The 21,151-nt window shown below is 63.1% G+C and carries 20 protein-coding genes; 2 read left to right on the top strand and 18 right to left on the bottom strand.

What is annotated here, in order from left to right; all coding sequences use genetic code 11:
* Positions 1–71 precede the first annotated feature (71 nt).
* Together FZF13_RS19265 and FZF13_RS19260 are read right to left on the bottom strand one after the other, a co-directional pair.
* Positions 72–800, bottom strand: coding sequence for a GNAT family N-acetyltransferase (locus FZF13_RS19265; RefSeq protein ID WP_024924527.1), 729 nt, complete (start codon positions 798–800; stop codon positions 72–74).
* Positions 801–920: 120 nt separating this feature from the next.
* Complete coding sequence (locus FZF13_RS19260; protein WP_024924526.1) at positions 921–1,832, bottom strand: LysR family transcriptional regulator; 912 nt, start codon at positions 1,830–1,832, stop codon at positions 921–923.
* A gap of 108 nt (positions 1,833–1,940) precedes the next feature.
* Here FZF13_RS19260 and FZF13_RS19255 point away from each other — a divergent pair, with 108 nt between their 5' ends.
* Complete coding sequence (locus FZF13_RS19255; RefSeq protein WP_024924525.1) at positions 1,941–3,128, top strand: MFS transporter; 1,188 nt, start codon at positions 1,941–1,943, stop codon at positions 3,126–3,128.
* Here FZF13_RS19255 and FZF13_RS19250 read toward each other — a convergent pair.
* The 9 genes from FZF13_RS19250 to FZF13_RS19210 form a co-directional block, all read right to left on the bottom strand.
* The gene (locus tag FZF13_RS19250) at positions 3,125–4,390 is read right to left on the bottom strand and encodes an FAD-dependent oxidoreductase (protein WP_024924524.1); all 1,266 of its coding nucleotides are present in this window, start codon (positions 4,388–4,390) and stop codon (positions 3,125–3,127) included. The two genes, FZF13_RS19255 and FZF13_RS19250, sit on opposite strands and share 4 nt — an antisense overlap.
* Before the next feature lie 6 nt (positions 4,391–4,396).
* Positions 4,397–5,251, bottom strand: a complete 855-nt coding sequence (locus FZF13_RS19245; protein ID WP_051504752.1) for an alpha/beta hydrolase family protein — start codon at positions 5,249–5,251, stop codon at positions 4,397–4,399.
* A gap of 28 nt (positions 5,252–5,279) precedes the next feature.
* Positions 5,280–7,199 (bottom strand): potassium transporter Kup, encoded by a 1,920-nt coding sequence (locus FZF13_RS19240; RefSeq protein WP_024924522.1) that lies wholly within the window; start codon positions 7,197–7,199, stop codon positions 5,280–5,282.
* A gap of 106 nt (positions 7,200–7,305) precedes the next feature.
* Entirely contained in the window at positions 7,306–8,046 is a 741-nt protein-coding gene (locus FZF13_RS19235; protein ID WP_024924521.1) for a pyridoxine 5'-phosphate synthase, read from the bottom strand.
* A gap of 149 nt (positions 8,047–8,195) precedes the next feature.
* Positions 8,196–8,669, bottom strand: a complete 474-nt coding sequence (locus FZF13_RS19230) for a DUF1801 domain-containing protein (RefSeq protein WP_024924520.1) — start codon at positions 8,667–8,669, stop codon at positions 8,196–8,198.
* Between the two features lie 47 nt (positions 8,670–8,716).
* The gene (locus FZF13_RS19225; RefSeq protein WP_024924519.1) at positions 8,717–9,190 is read right to left on the bottom strand and encodes a DUF1801 domain-containing protein; all 474 of its coding nucleotides are present in this window, start codon (positions 9,188–9,190) and stop codon (positions 8,717–8,719) included.
* A 10-nt stretch (positions 9,191–9,200) separates the two neighbouring features.
* The gene (locus FZF13_RS19220) at positions 9,201–9,422 is read right to left on the bottom strand and encodes a hypothetical protein (protein ID WP_024924518.1); all 222 of its coding nucleotides are present in this window, start codon (positions 9,420–9,422) and stop codon (positions 9,201–9,203) included.
* Positions 9,423–9,467: 45 nt separating this feature from the next.
* Positions 9,468–9,899, bottom strand: coding sequence for an SRPBCC family protein (locus FZF13_RS19215; RefSeq protein WP_024924517.1), 432 nt, complete (start codon positions 9,897–9,899; stop codon positions 9,468–9,470).
* Positions 9,896–10,219, bottom strand: a complete 324-nt coding sequence (locus FZF13_RS19210; RefSeq protein ID WP_024924516.1) for an ArsR/SmtB family transcription factor — start codon at positions 10,217–10,219, stop codon at positions 9,896–9,898. Before FZF13_RS19210 ends, FZF13_RS19215 begins: the two co-directional genes overlap by 4 nt.
* A 153-nt stretch (positions 10,220–10,372) precedes the next feature.
* On the opposite strand from FZF13_RS19210, the gene FZF13_RS19205 reads away from it, so the two are divergent.
* On the top strand, positions 10,373–11,236 hold the full coding sequence (locus tag FZF13_RS19205; RefSeq protein ID WP_024924515.1) for a hypothetical protein: 864 nt from the start codon (positions 10,373–10,375) through the stop codon (positions 11,234–11,236).
* 60 nt (positions 11,237–11,296) lie between these two features.
* Here the strand turns inward: FZF13_RS19205 and FZF13_RS19200 are convergent, their stop codons facing one another.
* From FZF13_RS19200 to FZF13_RS19170, 7 genes are all read right to left on the bottom strand, one after another.
* The gene (locus tag FZF13_RS19200; protein ID WP_024924514.1) at positions 11,297–12,424 is read right to left on the bottom strand and encodes an ATP-dependent DNA helicase; all 1,128 of its coding nucleotides are present in this window, start codon (positions 12,422–12,424) and stop codon (positions 11,297–11,299) included.
* 134 nt (positions 12,425–12,558) lie between these two features.
* Complete coding sequence (locus FZF13_RS19195) at positions 12,559–13,122, bottom strand: NADPH-dependent FMN reductase (protein WP_024924513.1); 564 nt, start codon at positions 13,120–13,122, stop codon at positions 12,559–12,561.
* A 154-nt stretch (positions 13,123–13,276) separates the two neighbouring features.
* The gene (locus tag FZF13_RS19190; protein ID WP_024924512.1) at positions 13,277–16,423 is read right to left on the bottom strand and encodes an efflux RND transporter permease subunit; all 3,147 of its coding nucleotides are present in this window, start codon (positions 16,421–16,423) and stop codon (positions 13,277–13,279) included.
* 6 nt (positions 16,424–16,429) lie between these two features.
* The gene (locus FZF13_RS19185; RefSeq protein WP_024924511.1) at positions 16,430–17,734 is read right to left on the bottom strand and encodes an efflux RND transporter periplasmic adaptor subunit; all 1,305 of its coding nucleotides are present in this window, start codon (positions 17,732–17,734) and stop codon (positions 16,430–16,432) included.
* Positions 17,735–17,925: 191 nt separating this feature from the next.
* Entirely contained in the window at positions 17,926–18,522 is a 597-nt protein-coding gene (locus FZF13_RS19180; RefSeq protein WP_024924510.1) for a LysE family translocator, read from the bottom strand.
* A gap of 136 nt (positions 18,523–18,658) precedes the next feature.
* Positions 18,659–19,234 (bottom strand): acetolactate synthase small subunit, encoded by a 576-nt coding sequence (ilvN, locus tag FZF13_RS19175; RefSeq protein ID WP_024924509.1) that lies wholly within the window; start codon positions 19,232–19,234, stop codon positions 18,659–18,661.
* A gap of 73 nt (positions 19,235–19,307) precedes the next feature.
* Positions 19,308–21,089, bottom strand: coding sequence for an acetolactate synthase 3 large subunit (locus tag FZF13_RS19170; protein ID WP_081766885.1), 1,782 nt, complete (start codon positions 21,087–21,089; stop codon positions 19,308–19,310).
* Positions 21,090–21,151: the final 62 nt, after the last annotated feature.

Below are 21,151 nucleotides of genomic sequence, written 5' to 3'. Positions count from 1 at the left end.
CGTAGTGGCGAACGCGGCGCTTTGCAAGCGGATTCGCCAGCGCCGTTCGAACCTGTCGAAAACAGCCCGCATCAGTCCGGGCTGTCGGGTGAAATCACCTCCCATGTTCCGAACAGGGTCAGGCCGGCGGTCTTGGCCAAGGCCACGGACGCCAGATTGTCGGTCTGGCAGCGGTATTGGGGTTCGTAGCCCTGCTCGCAGGCATACCGGCTGATCGCGCGCACGACCTTGCGGGCATGTCCTTTTCCCCGATATGAAGGCAAAGTCAGCACACCGGTATCGGCGATCGGCGCATCCTCCCAGGGATACATGCTGGCCGCGCAAACCAGGCGACCATCGTCGAAGGAACCGAACACCGCCCAGTGGTCGAGTTCCACATAGGCGTCGTCCAGATCCTGCTCGGAGGCCGAAGACTGGAACGCCGAAAAGATCGCGCCATCCTGATCCGTCAGCTGGCCTACACCGGCTTCCGGCTTCTCCTGCGTCAGGGCCTGCCTGGCGCCGTCGGAAAAATAGAACACGAAATCCGCGCCATTGAGGATCACACCCGCCTCGGCCAGTTTCCGGCGGAACGTCGCCTCCGTTAGGTCGTGCCCTGCCGCAAGGCCCAGCCTGTCGGCCATGGTAGGTGTCAGTACGGCTGCGCCTCGACCGTCGGTCGTCTTCAGCACCATGACCCGGCTGCCCTCTTCGAGCTCCGGATTGACGGCGATGGTGAAAGTCGTGTCTCCGTGGAAAAGAGCCGCGTTTGCGAACTGCGTTCTCCAGAATTCGGTGACGATGGGCGAAAACAGGGACATGGCTCTCAACTCAAGGCTACTCATTGATGGGGAGCCTTAGAGGCGGCGGATATGTCTCGCCAATCCGCCACCGGCCACCGCTGGAGAAAAAAGATTGACCCACGAAAGCGGCGACGGCCGCTACCGCACCTTCACGCGCTCGGTCAGGAAGTCGAGGAAGGCGCGCACACGCGCCGGCAGCACACCGCCTTGCCCGACATAGACGGCATGGATCGGCTCGACCTCGCCGGGGCTGTAGTCTTCGAGAAGCTGCACCAGCCGGCCGGTCGCGAGATCCTCTTCGAGCTGGAAGCGCGCCACGCGTGCGATGCCGACGCCCTCCACCGCCAGCCGGCGCATGGTGTCACCGTCACTGACCAGCACATTGCCTTGCGGAGCAACGCGCACCACTTGCCCGTTCTCGCCCAGGAAGGGCCAGCCCTCGACCAGCCTGGAAAAGCCGAAGCCGAGCAGATTGTGGCGGGCAAGATCGGCAGGCTCCCGTGGCGTGCCCATCTGATCGAGATAGGCGGGAGCGGCAACCACGATGGCGCGGCTTGCGCCCAGTTTGCGCGCGATCAGGCTGGAGTTGGCGAGCGGGCCGATGCGGATGGCGACATCGGCATGCTCCTGCAGCAGGTCCACCACGACGTCCGAGACGACGAGATCGAGAACGATCTCCGGATAGCGCGCCAGAAAATCCGGCAGGACCGGCGTCAGCACCCATTGCGAGAAGGCGACGTTGCAATTGACCCTGAGCCGACCGCGCGGAACCGCGCCGGCGGCGGCCTCGCGTTCGGCGCCGTCAACATCGGCCAGGATTTGCACGCAGCGGTCATAGAAAATGCTGCCTTCGGCCGTCAGCGCCAGCTTGCGCGTCGAGCGGTTGAACAGCCGCGTGCCGAGGCGGGTTTCCAGCCGCGTGATCAGCTTGCTGACGCCCGACGGCGACAATCGCAGCGCGCGTGCCGCCGGCGAAAAGCCGCACAGCTCGACCACGCGCACGAACACGTCCATCTCGCCCAGCCGGTTGGTGTCGATGCGGGTCGTCATATCTGTGAATTTAGTTCAAGGATCCTATGCCAGCCGGCAGTCTAGTTCATGGCAGCGATGCTGTCCATTTTCCGGTCCGAACGCCCCGCCTAACCGGAAAGCGCCGCCATGCCCCTTGCCCTCTACGCTCTCACCGCCGGTGCCTTCGGCATCGGCGTCACCGAATTCGTCATCATGGGTCTGCTGATCGATGTCGGCAAGGATCTCGGCGTCTCCATTACCGCTGCCGGCCTCTTGATCTCCGGTTATGCACTCGGCGTCGTGCTTGGCGCACCGCTGCTCGGCATTGCCACCGCGCGGTTGCCGAAGAAGCCGCTGCTGCTGGCATTGATGGTCGTGTTCACGCTGGGCAACGCCGCCTGTGCGCTGGCGCCGGATTATTGGACGCTGATGGCCGCACGCGTCGTCACCGCTTTCGCACACGCCACTTTCTTCGGCGTCGGCTCGGTCGTCGCCACCAGTCTCGTCGCTCCCGACAAAAAGGCGACGGCGATCGCCGTCATGTTCACCGGCCTCACCGCCGCCACCATCCTCGGCGTGCCGTTCGGCACCTGGCTCGGCCAGCATTCTGGCTGGCGCTCCACCTTCTGGGCGGTGACGTTGATCGGCATTGTCGCGGTCGTCGTCATCCAGCTTCTGGTGCCGAAGCGCCTGCAGGCCGACGCAGTGGCGCAAGACAGCGTCAGCCTGGCCATATTGGTGCAGCCCGCCGTGCTGGTCGGGCTCGCCGTCACCATCCTGTCCTGGATCGGCGTGTTCGGCGCCTTCACCTATATCGCGCCGCTGCTTACCCAGGTGGCCGGTTTCTCCGAGGCCGCCGTCTCGCCCATCCTGCTCGTCTTCGGCGGCGGCCTGCTGGTCGGCAATCTTCTCGGCGGCCGCCTGGCCGACAAGCGGCTCAACGCCACCGTCATCGCTTCACTGGCCGCATTGGCTCTCACTCTGGCGCTTGCGGCATTCGCCATGCATCAGCAGGTCGCGGCCGTCATCTTCGTCGGCCTGCTTGGCACCGCTGGCTTCGCCACGGTGGCGCCGCTGCAGTTGTGGGTGCTGGGCAAGGCCGGAGAAGGCGGCCAGAGCCTGGTATCCTCCTTCAACATCGCCGCCTTCAATCTCGGCAATGCGCTGGGCGCGTGGCTGTCCGGCCTGGTGATTGACCGTGGCCCTGGCCTGGCCGCAGTGCCGCTGTTTGCTGCCATCGCCCCGATCCTGGCTTTGCTCATTGCCGCGATCGCCATCCGCCGGGAACAGCGACAGGCGCTGATCCCGGTCAAGGCCGCGCCGACCCGTTGCTAGGTGACGCTGACGGCGACGGTCGAGAGATTGGGACGTATCTCGCGCCAATCCGGCTCGACCAGGCCGATCGACCGGAAGGGATCGACCATCGTTCCGGCCACCATCGAGGCCAGCAGTTGCGGCGCGGGCGGCACCCGTGCCGCGATCGCAACCAGCCGGTCGCGGATGAAGGGCAGTACCGTCGAATCCGACTGATAGAACGGCGTGAACATCAAGGACAGCGCCTGGAAGCTGCGCACGTGCCGCCGCCGCGCCGCGGCATAGACCGACAGCGCATCGGTCACGTCGCCGTTCTCTTTCAAGGCATGGGAAAGTGCCGCCGCATCGAGCAGCGCCATATTGGCGCCCTGCCCGAGTTGCGGGCTTGTCGAATGAGCAGCGTCGCCAATGATGGCCAACCGCCGCCCGGCCGGCATCTTCAACGTGTGATGGCCATAGCGGGCCAGCGTCAGCTGATCGAAGCTGTCGATCTGCGCAAGGTAAGGTGCGCAGGCCGGCCACAACGCCAGCACACGCTCCTTCCATGCCTGTAGCCCCCGTGCCTGCACCGCCTCGGCATCCGCCGGCTTCAAGCTCCAGAAGAAGGCCGCCATCTTCTCGCCGCCGGGCTCGGCCCGGCCGATCGGCAGCACGCCGATCATCACATTTGCCCGATTGTAGCGCTGCAGCAGCGCATGCTCGTCAAAACCCTCGCCGCGCCAGCCAAGCGATGCCCAGAAAGCGCCATAGGTCAGCGGCCGCGGCTCGGCCGGAGCCGCCGCATACCCACGCAGCTTCGACCGCGAACCGGTGGCATCGACGACCAAATCAAACGGGCCGGCACCACGGCCGTCGCCATCAACGAGGCGGGCCCGCTCGCCGCTTTCCAGGCCGATCAGATCGACGCCGGTCTCGATCGTTATGCCCGCCTCGCGCACGGCGCGATAAAGCACGCCGAACAGCGCCGCGCGATGGACGGCAAGGCCGAAGCGCCCGCCCGGACGGGCGTCGTAGCGCACGTCGAGCACGGTGCAGCCGCTGGACGAATCGGCGCCATGCAGGCGGTCGATGCGGCTGCCGAGTGTTAGGATCGCGTCGAGCAGGCCGAGATCGGAGAGCACTGTGAGCCCGGTCGGCTGCAGGATCAGGCCGGAGCCGACGGGCGATGGTTTTTCGAAACGCTCGAAGACGGTGACGTTGTGGCCGGCGCGATGCAGATAGAGCGCGGTCGCCAACCCGGCCGGACCAGCGCCGGCAATGGCGATATCGAGACGTTTGGACATCAATGGCTACAGCGTCTTGGCGAACCAATCGGCGGTCTTGGCGATCACCGGCTCGACACCGCTGCGGAAGAAACTCAGCGCATGGTAGATGTGGTTCTCGCCCGGCAGCACCAGCGCCTCCTTCGGGCTAGCTGGAGCGGACGCGACGAACGGCTCGACATAGGCCGCCGAAAAGTCGTCGCTGCCGGCAATAGCCAGATAGGCGCCGTGATAGCGGGCAATGGCAGGCGCGAGCTGGAACTTGTCCAGGCTGTCGAAGAAATCCTTCTTCAGAACGAGTTGGTGATTGCCGAAGTCGATGACGGCAACACCAGCTTTCGCTGCCTTATCGAACGTCTTCTGGCCGACGTCGCCCACCATGTCCTTGTGGAAGTCGCCGACGGACGACCAGGTGACCAGCGATTTCACCAATGCTGGGTTCTGCTCCGCCGTCAGGATGGCGATGCCGCCGCCAAGGCTGAAGCCCAGCACTCCGAGCCGCGCGGGATCGACATGGTCATTGGCCTTGAGATAGGCAAGTGCGGACGTCGCGTCGGCCAACTGGCTGTCGACGGTCAGATCCTCGGCACTGCCATCACTTTCGCCGAAGCCGCGGAAGTCGATGCGCAGCGAGGCGATGCCATTGGCGGCCAGCGCCTCCGCCTCGCGCTTGTACATGGAAGCGACTTCGTCGCGGCTGCCCGCGAAACCGTGCAGCATCAGCACCACCGGCGCCTTGGCGACGCCGTCTGGCAGGCTGAGCGTACCGGCCACGCCGCTTTCCAGCGTCACCACCGTCTCAGCGGCACGTGCGGCGCCAATGGACGAAAACGCTGCAACGACAGCCACCAACATGGCAGCCAATGGCTTGGTCCCCCGCATCATTGCCTCCCCCAGGACCCGTGAACGGTTAGATCGCCACCTGTGTACCGATCTCGACGACGCGACCGGTTGGAATCTGGAAATATTCGGTGGCGTCAGCGGCCGTGCGCGCAAGGCCGATGAACATCCTGTCTTGCCACACCGGCATGCCGGAACTGGGCGAAGCCTTCAGCGAGCGGCGCGACAGGAAGAACGAGGTCGTCATGATGTCGAACTTCCAGCCCTGCTTGCGGCAGATGGCCAAAGCCTTCGGAATGTTGGGCTGCTCCATATAGCCGAAGGTCAGCGTCACACGCATGAACAGCTCGTTGATCGTCTCCATCTTGACGCGTTCGCTGTCGGGCACGACCGGCTGCGGCGCCGTCACCACCGAAAGAATGACGTTCTGCTCGTGCAGCACCTTGTAGTGCTTGAGGCTGTGCATGAGCGCGGTGGGCGCGCTCATCGGATCGCTGGTCAAGAACACCGCTGTGCCGGCGACGAGCTGCGGCTTCTTCTTCTGCAGATTGCCGGCCAGGAAATCGAGCGGGATTTCGTTGCGGCGCGTCTTCTCGAACAGGTAGCGGCTGCCGCGCACCCAGGTCCACATCACCAGCACCACCGAGAAGGCGACAGCCAGCGAGGCCCAACCGCCTTCGAACACCTTGACGATGTTGGAAATAAAGAAGCCAAAATCGATGAAGGCGAACAACGCGGTCAGTGCCACGGCGACGCTGAGCGGCCACTTCCAGATGCGGGTCATGATCACGAACAGCAGAACCGTCGTGACCAGCATGTTGCCGGTGACGGAGATGCCATAGGCCGAGGCCAGCGAACTCGACTGCTGGAAGCCGACCACGAGCAGCATAACCACGATCGCCAGGATGAAGTTGACGCGCGGCATGTAGATCTGGCCGGACTGCCTTTCGGACGTATGCTGGATTTCGAGGCGCGGCAGCATGTTGAGCTGCACGGCCTGACGGGTCAGCGAAAACGCACCGGAGATCACCGCCTGGCTGGCGATCACGGTTGCCGCCGTGGCCAGAACGACCATCGGGATCAGCGCCCAACCCTCGTTCATCTCGAAGAAGGGATGGCCGACTTCACCGCCCTTGGCCAGCACATAGGCGGCCTGGCCGGCATAATTGAGCAGCAGGCACGGGAAGACGATGGAGAGCCAGGCCAGCACGATCGGCTTGCGGCCGAAATGGCCGAGGTCTGCGTAGAGCGCTTCCGCGCCGGTCACCGCCAGGAAGATCGCGCCGACCGTGACGAAGGCGACACCCGGCGAATTGATGAGGAAATGGACGATGTAGTAGGGATTGATCGCCAGCAGCACCTCGGGATCGTCGACAATATGCACGATGCCGGAGGCGCCAATGGCAAGGAACCAGAAGGCGGTGATTGGCCCGAAGATCATGGCGACGCCACCGGTGCCGAAGCGCTGGACGGAAAACAGGATGGCCAGGATGAACAAGGTCAGCGGCACGACATAGGGGTCGAAGGCCGGCGTAACGACCTTCATGCCTTCAACCGCGGAGAGCACGGAGATCGCCGGCGTGATGACGGCGTCGCCATAGAACAGTGCTGCACCGACCATGCCGATGCCCAGCACGAGGGCCGAGCGTTTCTGGAAAGTGGCGCGCGCCAATGCCATCAGCGACAGCGTACCGCCCTCACCGCGGTTGTCGGCGCGCAGCACGAACATGACATATTTGATGGTGACGATGATCGTCAGCGCCCAGATGATCAGCGACAAGACGCCGAGAATGTCTTCGCGCTTGGTCAGCTCGCTGCCAGACGCTGCTACCAGCGCCTCGCGGAACGCATAGATCGGACTGGTGCCGATATCGCCATAGACAACCCCCAGCGCGCCCAGCATCAGCACCTTGGTGCTGTGCTGTTCGACCCCGGAATGCTCGGGTTGTTCGGTTGCTTCTGCCTCAGAGCCATTATTGGCAAGGGCCATCGGCGACACTCCGTTTCAAGCGCGCGGTGCTCTACGCTTGCTGCATTGCAATATCAAGTGCCCCGACGTCACTGCCCGCAGATAGCCGGCAGCCGCAAGACGTACCCTACCATCCACATGCCTTGAGGAACCTTGCGACCGTTCCCGCCATGCCATACTGCAGCGCATCGGCTGTCAAGCCGTGCCCGATCGAGACTTCCGCCAATTTGGGGATACGTTTCACCAGCGGCGGCAGATTGGCTACCACGAGGTCGTGTCCGGCATTGACCTCAAGGCCGGCAGCGATTGCCGCGTCGGCGGTTTTTCCGAGCTTTTCCAACTCCTTACCTGCCTTTTCGGAATCGGAATGATAGCCGCCATAGGGGCCGGTGTAGAGCTCGATACGGTCGGCGCCGATGTCGCGTGCGGCGGTCACCCCGGCCGGATCTGGATCCGCGAACAGCGAGACCCGAAAACCACCCTTCTTCAGCCTTTTCACGACGGGGGCCAGGAAGGCCGCCTGTTCGACGAAGTTCCAGCCGTGGTCGGAGGTGGCCTGCGCTGGATCGTCCGGCACCAACGTCACCTGTTCGGGCTGGTGCTTTTCCACAAGCGCCAGAAAATCTTCCGTGGGATAACCCTCGATGTTGAATTCGGCCTTGGGGAATTCGTCGTCGATCAGCGCCCTGAGCTCGGGCAAGTCCGAATGGCGGGTGTGGCGCTCATCGGGGCGCGGATGCACGGTGAGCCCATGCGCGCCGGCGGCAAGCGCGATGCGGCCAAGCCCGGTGACACTTGGCCAAGGCAGATCGCGACGGTTGCGCAGCAGCGCGACGGCATTGAGGTTCACGGATAGTTTTGTGGGCATGGTCGGCCTTGGGCGGTTGCGGGCGGCAGAAGCTATAGCCCAGCCCCAGGCAAACAAACAGGGTCGAGTACGGGGCAGCAAGTGCGCCAGCATGCCCAGCTCACAGGGCCAATGCCATGCACGGTCAACCCGAGAAGTACCCACCAGCGCTACCTTTGGGCGCTCTTCGGCGCTTTCCCGGAGCGGGCAGGGTGCGTTGCAGCCCGTGTCGAAACATTCAGTGCCACGGCGGCACGAATGAGCGCCACGAATGCCTCTTCATTGATCTTGCCACCCTCATGGAAATCGATGGCGCGCCGGACATTACCATCGAGGCTGGAGTTGAAGAGACCCGTGGGGTCTTCCAGCGCGGCACCCTTGGCAAAGGTCAGCTTCACGGCGGCCTTGTAGGTCTCGCCGGTGCAGATCATTCCATCGTGCTCCCATACCGGAACACCCAGCATCGAGTTCGATGGCTTGCGCCATTTTACTTCCTCGACCACGTCGGGCTTGGCCCGTTTGATAAGTGCGCGAAGTCGTCCGAGCACTTCACCCCGCCAGTCGCCAAGCGCATTGATCGTGGCATCGATCAGTTGGGAGGGGGAGGCTTCTTGGCCTAAGTCCGTCGAACCGTTTTTCTGCATCGTCGCCATCGCTTCCTTCGTGCTTGTCGTCGCTATCACGCCGGACGTTACAGTTTTTCGCCCAGCAACTGACTAGCCTGCTTCACCCAGTCGGCAAATTGCGCTTCGTCGAACCGGCCTTCGTGAATGTCGTAGTAGCGGATTTCCTTCTGTTTGGAGGTGCCTGGCGGAACTGGGTCCAGCGCCGCACCACGGAAGAAGCTGACTTTCACATATTTGGCGAACACGTGCAGGCCGAGGAACCAGCCCTGGCCTTCGTCCGCAACGCCGTAGAGAGGCGAATTCCATTTCACCGCCTTGCGCACGCCGGGAACGGTGCGTTCGATGACAGCATCAATGCGACGACCAATATCGCTCTTCCAGCCCGGCATGGCCGCGATATAGGCCTGAACCGGCTCGTCGCCGTAGCCCTTTGCGATCTGCGGGTTGCCGCCTGAGAGCAGCACCGGTTCCCCGGCCGCAGGCTTGGTTGTGGTTTTCTTTGTGCTCATCGCCGATTTTCCGGATGTCTTTCCAGCCATTGCGTTCACTCTACCCAACCGTGCTTCGCTCGCCGCGCCACTTGGCGGCATGGGGCAAGATGAACATGTAGAGGCCTGAGAACAGCAGCAGGAAGAGCGGCAGCAGCGGCGAATAGACGATCCAGGCCGGCGGTTGTCCCAGCGCCATGGCAGCGAAATTGGCGGCGACTGTCGCCGTGAAGACAATCGAAAGCCAGCGATGGCCCTGACGTATCCACTTGTTCCAGTTCATTGTTTCTATCTCCCTTGAAAGCGAGCCAAGTCGGCGCGGCAACCTTCATTCCGTCCTCGCCAAAACCTGTTCGAGGTTCGTGAGGAACTGCTGCCAGCCCGCCTTGGCGCCGCCGAAAGCCTGTTTCTGATCCGGCCGGAAGCCTGCCTGTTCCACACGCAAACGCGTGCCCGAACCCGTTGGGGTGAGTGTAAACGTCACCACACTTTTCATATTGTAGGCCGGATCGTCGTGGGCGAAGTCCCAGGTATAGGACAGCGTCTTGCCCGGATCGATGGCAAGGACTTCGCAGTCCAACACACCGCCCCAGTCGCCGCGCAGATTGAAGCGGTGGCCGACGGCAGGTTTGAAATCGTTCTTCATCAGCCACTCCTCCATCAGGTGCGGTTGCGTGAGCGCGCGCCAAAGCTTCTCCGGTGGGAAAGGGATATCGCGTTCAACGACGACAGAGCGCGTTTCGGTCGACGTTTCAGTCATTGGTCCATCCTTTTCAGCAAATCTTCGAGTTTGTCGAACCGGCTCTCCCAGAACCCGGCCATTTCGCTGGTCCAGTCGACCAGAGGAGAGAGAGCGGCGAGTTGCGCGCTGTAGTGGGTCTGCCGTCCTTCATGGCGGTCGCGCACCAGTCCCGCGTGTTTCAGGACGCCGAGATGCTTGGAGACGGCCGGCTGCGAGACCCCTGCCCGCGCCGTCAAGGCGCCGACTGTCTGCTCGCCTTCCCGACACAGCCGCTCGAAGATCGCCCTCCGCGTCGGATCGGCGAGTGTTTTGAAGAGCAGATCGTGATTGTCCGGCATTTGAAATCGATAACCCGCTGGCTATTGATTGACGTATAACCAAAGAGCTATATGTCAGTCAAGTCCACTCCCCGCCCCGATGTGAAAGGGCTCCAGCTTTCTGTTGCGCCCAGGCTTTGGATGGGCGACATGGAAGGGCTCCCGGGAGGCCCCATGCCAACACTGCGCATTCTCGATTCGCTGACCGACCCTGGAAACGCTGCCCGCGCCAATGAGGACGCCGTCGGCGGCAACGCGTCCGCTGCCTTCGTTATCGATGGCGCCACCGGTCTTGGCGGGCGGCCGCTGCTCGGTCCGACATCCGATGCGGCATGGCTCGCCGGTTTCGCGAAAACGGTTTTCGAGGCCGAGGCCACCACCGCGACGCCGATTGCCGATGTGGTGCGTGCCCTCAACAACCGCGTCGCGCAATTGATCGCCGAGGCTGCAGGCTCAGACCCGGTCGAGGCCTGGGCGTTGCCTACGGCGAGTTTCCAGCTGGCGCGTGTCGAGGGCTCCGAACTCGCCATCTACGGTCTCGGCGATTGCCGGCTTTTCCTCGTCGGCGCCGACGGCGCGACATTCGAAACCAGCGAGGCATACAGCAAGGCCGAAGGCGAAAGCGCACGCCGCGCCGTCACGCAGGCTGGCGGCCTTCGCGCATGGCGTTCACTGGCCGAGGAGCCGACGGTGCGCGAAGCCTTGCGCCGCTCGCGCGCTCGCCACAACCAACCGGGCGGCGCGGTCTGGACTTTGGGCAGCGCGCCGGAAGCCGCATCCCATCTTGCCGTGCAGCGGATTACCCCTGCCCTGCCGGCACGCGGCCTTCTGGCCACAGACGGCTTTTCCGCGCTGGCCGACAAATATGGCCGCTACGACGGTGCCGCGCTTATCAAGGCAACCTCGGAACGCGGCCTTGTCGCCCTCATGGCCGAACTCCGCCGTATCGAGCGCGAGGAAGACCCCGACGGCCAGACATATCCGCGCTTCAAGGTGAGCGACGACGCCACCGCCTTGCTGTTCGAGATTATCGACTGATCTGCTGAACAAAGGGCTGCGCCGTCGCTTCGACGGCGCGGACAAGGCATGTCTTGCGCTCTAGCGCACCACAGTCAAACGCTCAGCCGCGCGCGTGATCGCCGTATAGAGCCAACGCTGACGCGTTTCCTTGAAAGCGAAGCTTTCGTCGAACAGCACGACCTCGTTCCACTGCGAACCTTGCGCCTTGTGTACGGTCAGCGCGTAGCCGAAGTCGAAATCGTCGAAACGCTTCTTCTGCTGCCATGGGATTTCTTCATCCGGGTTCTCGAAGACGGCCTTGAGCAGCTTGATCTTGGCGACGCCGCGATCTGGATCGTCTTCTTCGGGCGAGACTAGCAGGTTGATGCCCGGCTTTACCGTTTCGCGCGACGACGTCATCACCTTCCACAACGAGCCGTTGAGCAGCCCCTTGGCGGGATCGTTGCGCAGGCAGACCAGCTTGTCGCCGGCTTGCGGATAGTCGGCGGTGAACCCCTTCAGCTCGCGCAGGCGCTGGTTGTAGCGGCGGCGCGTCTGATTGCGACCGACCAGCACCTGGTCGGCCTTCAACACCAGGTCCTGCGTGACATCCTCGCGCCCGATCACCTGCGCGGCGCCAAAGTCGCCCTTCATGAACTCGCGGCCTTCACGCACGTCGAGTGCCAGCCTGATGATCGGGTTGTCGCGCGCCTGGCGATGGATCTCGGTGAGCAGATAATCCGGCTCGTGCTCGGTGAAGAAGCCGCCACCGGAGATCGGCGGCAGCTGGGCCGGGTCGCCCAGCACCAAAACGGGCGTGCCGAAAGACAGCAGATCGCGCCCCAGCTGTTCGTCCACCATCGAGCATTCGTCGATGATGACGAGTTTTGCCTTGGCGATCGGGCTCTGGCGGTTGAGCGAAAAGGTCGGATTGATCGAGGTCTTGCCGGTGGTCTCATCCTCCACCGCCTCCTCGCCGCGCGGGCGGTAGATCAGCGAATGGATGGTGCGGGCATTCACCGCGCCCTTCGAACGCAGCACCTGCGCCGCCTTGCCGGTGAAAGCCGCGAATTGCACCTGGCCGTCGACATGTTCGGCGAAATAGCGCGCCAGCGTGGTCTTGCCGGTGCCGGCGTAACCGAACAGGCGGAAAACCTGCGGCTGGCCGATCTTCAACCAGCGCGCAACCGCCTTCAGCGCCTCGTCCTGTTGAGGAGAAAATTCCATCGGCGAGACAAAGGAGATTCTGTCGCCGTCGGCAAGACCCTTGCCGCATATTGCTGCCAAAGGTTAGCGGCTTGTGGCATGAAAAAGGCCGGGCATTTGCACGCCCGGCCCGCATTGTTCACCGGAAAACGGCTTTACGCAGCTTTCTTGGTATGCAGCGCGATGTGCTGCTGGAATGCCTTGCCGAAGGCGGTCAGGAAATCCTTGGTGCCCTGATTGGTCAGGTTGCCGGCTTCGTCGAACAGGCTGGCCGCGCTGCCGATATAGGCTTCCGGCTGTGCCATCACCGGCATGTTGAGGAAGGCCAGGGACTGGCGCAGATGATGGTTGGAGCCGAAGCCGCCAACGGCGCCGATCGATGTCGAGACCACCGCCGCCGGTTTGCCGTTCAGCGCACCCTGGCCATAGGGACGGGAAGCGACATCGATGGCGTTCTTGAGCACGCCCGGCACCGAGCGGTTGTATTCGGCGGTGACAAACAGAACCGCGTCCGCATTTGCGATATGCTTGCGGAACGCGACCCAGTCGGCGGGCGGGTTGGTGTCCAAATCCTGATTGTAGAAAGAGACAGCGCCGATATCGAGGAAATCGAACTCGAGGCCCGGCGTCAGTGCGACGAGCGCCTTGGCGATCTTGCGGTTGAAGGAATCCTTGCGGAGGCTGCCGACAAGCACGGCCACTTTGGTCATGGAAAACATCCCTTGGGAGAATGGATTGCTGCTTGGCCCCGATATGCGGGACCGACGAAAAGGCGCCCGCTGGCTCGTTCATCCCCTCAGCCGTCGACAGGCGGGGACACCTTACCCGGATCGACCCGCGCGGCAATTCAACAGATTGCGAACAGTGCGTCGCCTATTCGGCTGCCGCCTTGCGCTCCTCGTCTTCCTCGAACAGCGAGGCCTGGTCGCCGCCAACCACATGCAGCTCCGGCTTGCGCTTGCTGCCGAAGCTCAGCAGCCACTCGGACAACCACTCCATGTAGAGGTAGATGACCGGGGTGACAAACAGAGTCAGCACCTGCGAGACCATCAGGCCGCCGACAACGGCGATGCCGAGCGGCTGGCGCAGTTCGGCGCTGGCACCATGGCCGATGGCGATCGGCAACGTGCCCATCAGCGCCGCCAGCGTCGTCATCATGATCGGGCGGAAACGCATGACGCTGGCCTTGAGGATGGCATCCAGCGGCGTTCGTCCCTCGCGTCGCAGCACCAGTGCGACGTCGATCATCATGATGCCGTTCTTCTTGACGATGCCGATCAGCATCAGAAGGCCGATGACGGCGATTACCGAAAAATCCATGCCGGCCAGCCTGAGCGACAGCATGGCGCCGAGCAGCGCCGAGGGCAGGCTGGTCAGGATGGTCAGCGGGTGGATGAAGCTCTCATAGAGCATGCCCAGAACGATATAGATCGTCAGGATCGCGCCGGCGATCAACAGGCCCTGGTTGGCCAGCGAATCCTGGAAGGTCTTGGCCGTACCGGCAAAGGTGGTCGAGACGGTCTTCGGCACGCCGATCTGCGCCTTGATCTGCTCGATGCGGTTGACCGTGTCGCCGAGTGCAACGCCGTCCGGCAGATTGTAGGAGACGGTCACCGCCGGCAGCTGGCCGAGCTGGTTGATGGTGAGCGGACCGGCGGTACGGTCGACGCGCGCGAAGGCGCCGAGCGGGACCAGCGAACCGCTGGAGGTGCGGAACTGGATCGACAGCATGCGCTCAGGCGACCAGTCGATCTTGGGATCAAGCTCGGTGATGACCTGGTAACTGTCGGCGGCACCGAAAATGGTCGTGACCTGGTCGGTGCCAAAACCGCCATAAAGGCTGTTGAGCAAGGTGTTGGTGTCGACGCCAAGCGTCGCCGCCTTGTCGCGATCGACGATCAGAGACGCCTGCAAGGCATTGTTCTGCAAGTCGTTGGTGACATCGGTGAAGGTGGCACGGTCGGCCACCATGGCGTCTGTCAGCTTCTGCGCCCACAGATTGGTATCACTCGTGGACAGGGCCTGCACGACCAGCTGATAGGAGCTCGCCGAGGAGCGCGCGCCCAGGCGCAGGTTCTGCACCGGCTGCATATAGGTATCGATGCCGGCGACGCCGGCAAGCTGGCGCCGCAGCGAGGAAATGACCGTGGCCATGTCGGGACGCTGGGCCTTCGGCTTGAGCTGGACGTAGAGCGACGCCTGGTTCAGCGCACCGGAATTCGAGCCCACCGACGAGGTCACATGGGCGACATAGGGCGAAGTCTGGAAAACATTCGCCACCTGCCCTTGCAGCTTCACCATCGCGTCGAAGGAAATGTCCTGGCGCGCGCGCGTCGTCACCGAGATCTGGTCGATATCCTCTTGCGGCAGGAAACCCTTCGGCGAGATCGTGAACAGCCACACCGACAGTATGGCGGTGCCGATAAAGACGAGGAACACCATGAAATGGTGCCTCAGGCAGAAGGACAACACGACGTCGTAGGAACGGACCAGCCAATCGCGCTCGTGTTCGGGGCCGTGCTCGCCCTTGCCATGCCGCTTCGGCAAGCTGAGAAGTCTGGAGCACAGCATCGGCGTCAGCGTCAGCGACACGAACATCGAAGCCAGGATCGCGACCGTCACCACCACCGCGAATTCGTTGAAGATACGGCCGATGACACCGCCCATCAGAAGCACAGGGATGAACACCGCCACCAGCGAGATCGAGATCGAGACGATGGTGAAGCCGATTTCGCGGGAACCCTTGAGCGCCGCCTGATAGGCCGGCAGCCCGTCCTCCTCCATGTGCCGGTAGATGTTTTCCAGCATGACGATGGCGTCGTCGACGACGAGGCCGACGGCCAGTGTCAGGCCCATCAGCGAGATGTTGTCGATGGAGAATCCCAGCAGGAACATGACGCCGAGCGTCGCGATCAGCGAAATCGGCACCGCCACGGCTGGGATGATCGTCGCGGTCACGCGGCGCAGGAAGACGAAGATCACCAACACCACCAGCGCGATTGTGAGCAGAAGCGTGAACTGCACGTCGACCACCGCAGCGCGGATTGAGGTCGAGCGGTCGTTCATCAGGTTGATGGACGCCGCGGCCGGCATCTGGCTCTCGAAGGACGGCAGCATCGCCTTGACGCGATCGACCACGTCGACGGTGTTGGCGTCGGGCTGGCGTTGAACGGCCAGGACGATGGCGCGTGTGTTGTCGAACCAGGAGGCGGTCGTCGTGCTCTGGACGGAATCGATGACGCGCGTGACGTCGCCCAGTCGGACCGGATTGCCGTTCTTGGTGGCGATGATGATGTTGGAGAACGCAGCCGCATCCTGAAGCTGCGTGTTGGTAGTGATGGTCAGCTGCTGCTTGCTGTTCTGCAGCACGCCGACCGGCGCGTTGCTGTTGGCCGACTGCACCGCCGACTGCAGCTGATCGATCGAGATGCCGCGCGCCGCCAGCGCCGTCGGGTCGATCTGGATGCGCACGGCGTATTTCTTCTGGCCCCAGACCATCACCTGCGCGACGCCGTCGATGGTCGACAGCGACGGCGAGATGACGTTTTCGGCAATGGCGTCGAGCTGGGTCAGCGGAACCGTGTCGCTGGCCAGCGCCATCAGCAGGATCGGCGCGTCGGCCGGATTGACCTTCCTGTAGCTTGGCGGCGACGTCATTTCCGGCGGCAATTGCCGCTGCGTTCGGGCGATTGCCGCCTGCACGTCAGCGGCGGCGGCGTCGATGTCACGGTTGAGCACGAACTGCACCGCGATCGAGGTCGAACCCAGCGAGTTGCTGGTCGAGATCGAATCCACGCCCGCAATGGTTGCAATCTGCTTGATCAGCGGAACGGCCACCGACGTCATCATCGAGTTCGGCGAAGCACCGGGCAGCGAGGCGGAAACATTGACCGTCGGGAATTCCGCGCTCGGCAGCGCCGCGACCGGCAGGAACTTGTAGGCAAACAGACCGCCCAAAATGAGCGCCATCGACATCAGCAATGTGGCGACAGGCCTGCGGATGCAGAACTCGGAGATCATCGCTCGTCAGCCCGCTGTTTCGGTCTTGGTGGCTTTGTCCGCCGACTTCGGCGCCTTGCTGTCGCCAGAGCCGCCCTTGTCGCTTCCAGTCTTGCCGGTGCCTTCCTGGGCGCTTGCCTCGCGCACCGCCGCACCCGGCTTCAGGCTGAGCTGGCCATCGACGACGACCTTTTCGTCGCCCTTCACGCCGCTGGCGATAGCACTGTCTTCACCATGCGTGAGCGCGACTACCACCGGCCGTGCCTCGACAGTGTTGTCGGCCTTGACCACATAGACGAACGAACCGCTCTGGCTGGGCTGGATGGCAACGGTAGGCACGGACACCATCTGCGGCATGGCGCCGGCATCGACCGTGACCTTCACATATTGCCCGGGCCACAGCTTCAGGTCGGCATTGGGCACCGTAGCACGCGCCGTGATGGTGCCGGACGCGGTGTCCACCGTGGAGTTCACAAAATCAAGCGTGCCGGAGCCGATCGGCTTCGCATCGCCGTCCTTGGTCAGCGTCACCGTGATTGAACCCGGCTTCGCCAGCGCCTGCTGCAAAAGATTGAGGTCAGCTTCCGGCAGATTGAAGGAGACCCGCAACGGATCCATTTCGGTGATCGTCACCAATGGTGTCGCGCCGGTACCAGTCGCGCCGCCGGCCGTGACGAGATCGCCGATGCTGACGCTGACGGCACCGAGTCGACCGGAGATCGGCGCGGTGATGGCGGTGAAGCTCAGTTGCACGGTGTCGACGTCGATCGCCGCCTGGTCGGCGGCCACAGTAGCGTGAGCAGCCTTCTGGGCCGCCAGCGCCTGATCATAGCTCTGTTGCGTTCCGGCTTGCTTGGCGAGCAGGTTCTGGGCGCGGGCAAGGTCGGCATCGGCACTTGCGGCCAGCGCTTGATCCTTGGCCAGCGTCGCCTTGTCCTTCTCGACCTGCGCCTTCAGCGCGCGATCATCCAGCGAAATCAGCAGATCGCCTTGCTTGACCATCTGGCCGTCGGTGACGGCGATGGCCATCACCTGGCTGGCGACGCGGGCATTGATATTGGCCACCGCCGGCGAAGCCAGAAAACCGATAGCGTAGCGTTGAACCGGAAAATCCGTGACCTTGGCGACCGCTGTCGCGACAGTGACAGCGCGATTGCCTGCCTTGCCCTTGCCTCCGCTCAGATCGGTCGCCGCCTGGGCGGCAACCTCCTTCTGGCCGAACGGCAGCTTTTGCCAGACCCATGCCGCACCCGCGGGCCAGAGATAGAGACCTGCGGCCACGATCGCGACAGCCCCACCAAGTGCGGCGAATGTTTTCCTGCGATCCGACAAAGGCCCTCTCGATCCGACCCATCAGCGCCTCCGCAAGCGCCATCCGATGGCCACGCGCGGCGGGTCATTCGCTAAAATAACGCAAATCTCCGCCAAAAAAGGGGCAAACGCCGTCATTACAAAGATTTAATGTGCGCTGCACAACGGCGCCCCCTGCCGGAATGCCTTGCCGAGAAGTCGAAAAGCGCTTCTCAGCGCAACATCGGCCACAAGGTCAGCGCCAGGAGCACGCCCATGGCAATGTTGAACCATTTGAGCCGTGACGGGTCGGACAGAAAGCCGCGCAGCGCCATGCCAAAACCCGCCCAGCAAGACACCGATGGCACGTTGACCACCGCAAAAGCGATGGAAATCAAGAGCACGGACAGGAATGGCCTGTCGGCGTCCGTGTAGAGGGCCATGCCGGTCATCGCCATCACCCAGGCCTTCGGATTGATCCACTGGAAGGCGGTCGCTTCCAGGAAGGTCATGGGCTGCGTCTTGCCGTTGGCCTGCCCACCCATCGAACGCGACATCGCGATCTTCCAGGCGAGATAGAGCAGATATGCGCCGCCGGCGATCTTGAGGGCCATATGCAGTGCCGGCAAGGCGGTGAGCACCGTGCCGAGGCCGAAACCGACCGCCAGAAGCAGCGACAGGAAGCCGAAACCGATGCCCAGCATATGGGGGATGGTGCGCGTGAAGCCAAAATTCACGCCCGACGCCAGGAGCATGAAATTGTTCGGCCCCGGCGTGATCGAGGTGACGAAAGCAAACACCAGCAGGGCAAGGAAAGTATCGACGGACATGGCGGCTTTTCGGATAGGGCCGGTTTTCAGATACAGAACCGGCAAATAGGTCAGTCTAGTTGACCCACCCGCCGGTCCAAGTCACGAAAATTGTTGTCTCGGTGACAATGCCCCGGACATGAAATCCTTCGCGGCCCTACATCCCCTGCGGGCCACGGTTCATCGCCGCCACGCCGGTGCGGCAGATCTCGACCAGGCCGAGCGGGCGCATGATGGCGATGAACTGGTCGATCTTCGAGCCCTTGCCGGTGATCTCGAAAATGAAATGTTCGGTGTTGGCGTCGATGACACTGGCACGGAAAGCGTCGGCCAGCCTGAGCGCCTCGACGCGGCTGTCGCCCGTTCCCGCCACCTTGACCAGGGCAAGTTCCCGCTCCAGCGGCCGCTCCTGGCCGAGCTCGGTCGAGCGCACGGTCAGGTCGACCACCCGATGCACCGGCACAATGCGCTCGAGCTGGTGCTTGATCTGCTCCAGCACATGCGGCGTGCCGCGCGTCACGATGGTGATGCGCGACAGGTGTTTCTCGTGCTCGGTCTCAGAGACGGTCAGGCTTTCGATGTTGTAGCCCCGCCCGGAGAACAGGCCGATGACGCGGGCAAGCACGCCCGGTTCGTTGTCGACCAGCACGGACAGCGTGTGGTTTTCCGGTACTTCCGTTTCCTTGGCGATGAAGTAGGCGGAGCCGGTGGGTTGAAGGTGCTGTGCATTCATCGGATGAATCTCGATCTCAGGCGTTTACGCTAACTTGTTGATTATGCCGCGTCTGGCAAGGCCACGCTATCCGTCACACCAGCTCCCTGCCCTTGGCGTCGATGGCGTTGGCGACAGCCTCGTCCGTTGCCTCGTCGGGAAGCAGCATCTCGTTGTGCGCCTTGCCCGACGGGATCATCGGGAAGCAATTGGCGAGATTGGCGACACGGCAGTCGAACAGAACCGGCTTCTTGACCGAGATCATCTCCTTGATGGCGTCGTCCAGATCGCCCGGCTTCTCGCAGCGGATACCATGGCCACCATAGGCTTCGGCCAGCTTGACGAAGTCGGGCATCGCTTCGGTGTAGGAATGCGACAGCCGGTTGCCGTGCAGGAGCTGTTGCCACTGGCGCACCATGCCCATGTACTGATTGTTGAGGATGAAGATCTTGATCGGCGCCTCGTATTGCACCGCCGCGCTCATTTCCTGCATCGTCATCTGCACCGAAGCATCGCCGGCGATGTCAATGACCAGTGAGTCGGGATGGGCGATCTGCACGCCGAGCGCCGCCGGCAGGCCGTAGCCCATCGTGCCGAGGCCGCCCGAAGTCATCCAATGGTTCGGCTTGTCGAAGTGGAAGTGCTGCGCCGCCCACATCTGATGCTGGCCGACCTCGGTGGTAATGTAGGTGTCGCGATCCTTGGTGAGTTCATAGAGACGCTCGATCGCATATTGCGGCATAATCACGTCGTTGCTTGGCTTATAGGCGAGCGAGTCCCGCGCCCGCCAGCGGGCGATCTGTTCCCACCACGGATAGAGCGCCTTCTTGTCGGCCTTGGCAGTGGCGCGCCACAGCCGGACCAGATCCTCCATCACCCGGCCGACATCGCCCAGAATGCCGACATCGGCGCGCACGTTCTTGTTGATCGAGGACGGGTCGATATCGATGTGGATCTTCTTGGAATTCGGCGAGAACGCGTTGAGACGGCCGGTGATGCGGTCGTCGAAACGGGCACCGACGCACAGCATGACGTCGCAATCATGCATGGCCATATTGGCTTCGTAGGTGCCGTGCATGCCGAGCATGCCGAGCCAGTTCTTGCCCGACGCCGGATAGGCGCCGAGCCCCATCAGCGTCGAAGTGATCGGGAAACCCGTCAGGTCAACCAGTTCGCGCAGCAAATGGCTGGCCTCAGGGCCGGAATTGACGACGCCGCCGCCCGAATAGATGATCGGCTGCTTTGCGCCAGCCAGCATTTCGACCGCGGCCTTGATCTTCTCCAGATCGCCCTGGACCTTGGGCTGATAGGAGGTGCGCGGCGCCGTCTGCGGCGGCGTATAGATGCCCCTGGCGAACTGCACGTCCTTCGGAATGTCGACGACCACCGGGCCCGGCCGGCCGGTGGTAGCGACATGGAAGGCCTCGTGGATGATGGCCGAGAGTTCGTTGACGTCCTTCACCAGCCAATTGTGCTTGGTACAGGGCCGCGTGATGCCGACAGTGTCGCATTCCTGGAAGGCGTCCGAGCCGATGAGCGAGGTCGGCACCTGGCCCGTGAGGCAGACCAGCGGGATCGAATCCATCAGCGCGTCCTGCAGCGGCGTCACCGCATTGGTAGCGCCGGGGCCGGAGGTGACCAGCATGACACCCGCCTTGCCGGTCGAGCGCGCATAGCCTTCCGCCGCGTGGCCGGCGCCCTGTTCGTGGCGCACCAGGATGTGCTGCACAGCGTCCTGCTGGAAAAGCTCGTCATAGATCGGAAGGACCGCGCCGCCCGGATATCCGAAAAGATGCTTGACGCCATTGTCGATCAGCGCCTGCACAACCATTTCGGCGCCTGTCATCTCACGCCGCTCGCTTTGTCCGTTGCTCATGGGTTCGGTTCCGTCTTTTTCCTGCTTTTTCAAGCTCTTGCTGGTCGTCTGGTCATGGTTTG

The sequence above is a fragment of the Mesorhizobium terrae genome, assembly GCF_008727715.1.
Classification (GTDB): Bacteria; Pseudomonadota; Alphaproteobacteria; order Rhizobiales; family Rhizobiaceae; genus Mesorhizobium; species Mesorhizobium terrae.
This window is presented reverse-complemented; position numbering and strand designations above follow the sequence as displayed.

Bases quoted from the DNA above. Each gene is read 5' to 3' on its own strand.
- FZF13_RS19190 (WP_024924512.1), bottom strand. From the start codon at position 16,423: ATGATCTCCGAGTTCTGCATCCGCAGGCCTGTCGCCACATTGCTGATG.
- FZF13_RS19240 (WP_024924522.1), bottom strand. From the start codon at position 7,199: ATGGCCCTTGCCAATAATGGCTCTGAGGCAGAAGCAACCGAACAACCC.
- FZF13_RS19200 (WP_024924514.1), bottom strand. From the start codon at position 12,424: ATGGAATTTTCTCCTCAACAGGACGAGGCGCTGAAGGCGGTTGCGCGC.
- FZF13_RS19265 (WP_024924527.1), bottom strand. From the start codon at position 800: ATGTCCCTGTTTTCGCCCATCGTCACCGAATTCTGGAGAACGCAGTTC.
- ilvN (WP_024924509.1), bottom strand. From the start codon at position 19,234: ATGAATGCACAGCACCTTCAACCCACCGGCTCCGCCTACTTCATCGCC.
- FZF13_RS19215 (WP_024924517.1), bottom strand. From the start codon at position 9,899: ATGACTGAAACGTCGACCGAAACGCGCTCTGTCGTCGTTGAACGCGAT.
- FZF13_RS19260 (WP_024924526.1), bottom strand. From the start codon at position 1,832: ATGACGACCCGCATCGACACCAACCGGCTGGGCGAGATGGACGTGTTC.
- FZF13_RS19210 (WP_024924516.1), bottom strand. From the start codon at position 10,219: ATGCCGGACAATCACGATCTGCTCTTCAAAACACTCGCCGATCCGACG.
- FZF13_RS19170 (WP_081766885.1), bottom strand. From the start codon at position 21,089: ATGAGCAACGGACAAAGCGAGCGGCGTGAGATGACAGGCGCCGAAATG.
- FZF13_RS19245 (WP_051504752.1), bottom strand. From the start codon at position 5,251: ATGCGGGGGACCAAGCCATTGGCTGCCATGTTGGTGGCTGTCGTTGCA.
- FZF13_RS19180 (WP_024924510.1), bottom strand. From the start codon at position 18,522: ATGTCCGTCGATACTTTCCTTGCCCTGCTGGTGTTTGCTTTCGTCACC.
- FZF13_RS19225 (WP_024924519.1), bottom strand. From the start codon at position 9,190: ATGGCTGGAAAGACATCCGGAAAATCGGCGATGAGCACAAAGAAAACC.
- FZF13_RS19195 (WP_024924513.1), bottom strand. From the start codon at position 13,122: ATGTTTTCCATGACCAAAGTGGCCGTGCTTGTCGGCAGCCTCCGCAAG.
- FZF13_RS19230 (WP_024924520.1), bottom strand. From the start codon at position 8,669: ATGCAGAAAAACGGTTCGACGGACTTAGGCCAAGAAGCCTCCCCCTCC.
- FZF13_RS19220 (WP_024924518.1), bottom strand. From the start codon at position 9,422: ATGAACTGGAACAAGTGGATACGTCAGGGCCATCGCTGGCTTTCGATT.
- FZF13_RS19250 (WP_024924524.1), bottom strand. From the start codon at position 4,390: ATGTCCAAACGTCTCGATATCGCCATTGCCGGCGCTGGTCCGGCCGGG.
- FZF13_RS19235 (WP_024924521.1), bottom strand. From the start codon at position 8,046: ATGCCCACAAAACTATCCGTGAACCTCAATGCCGTCGCGCTGCTGCGC.
- FZF13_RS19205 (WP_024924515.1), top strand. From the start codon at position 10,373: ATGCCAACACTGCGCATTCTCGATTCGCTGACCGACCCTGGAAACGCT.
- FZF13_RS19255 (WP_024924525.1), top strand. From the start codon at position 1,941: ATGCCCCTTGCCCTCTACGCTCTCACCGCCGGTGCCTTCGGCATCGGC.